1 protein-coding gene is annotated in these 342 nt (G+C 56.7%); it reads left to right on the top strand.

What is annotated here, in order from left to right; genetic code table 11:
* On the top strand, window positions 1-342 hold a 342-nt coding region (locus BN1800_RS39815), incomplete at both ends, for an SgcJ/EcaC family oxidoreductase (protein ID WP_143534285.1).

Raw genomic sequence — 342 nt, 5'->3', positions numbered from 1 at the left:
TGATCGCTGGACCTCCTCGCTGGCAACCCTGGATCCAGAAAAAGTCGTCGAGAACTATACGCCTGATGCAGTCCTCCTGCCGACACTGTCGAACAAACCGCGCCTGACGCAAGACGAGCGCCGTGACTATTTCGTGAGCTTCCTGAAGAAGCATCCGTACGGCGAAATCGACAGCCGCACGATCAAGCTTGGCTGCAACGAAGCGCTCGACACCGGCAACTATACCTTCACTTTGAAGGATGGTAGCAAGGTTCCGGCGCGCTACACCCTTACCTACGAGTTCAAGGACGGCAAGTGGCTGATCTCGTCACATCACTCCTCTGCTATGCCGGAGAAGCCCGC

The organism is Rhizobium sullae (assembly GCF_900169785.1).
GTDB classification, from domain to species: domain Bacteria; phylum Pseudomonadota; class Alphaproteobacteria; order Rhizobiales; family Rhizobiaceae; genus Rhizobium; species Rhizobium sullae.
The sequence above is the reverse complement of the archived record's forward strand: the minus strand, read 5'-3'. Positions and strand labels throughout refer to the sequence as shown.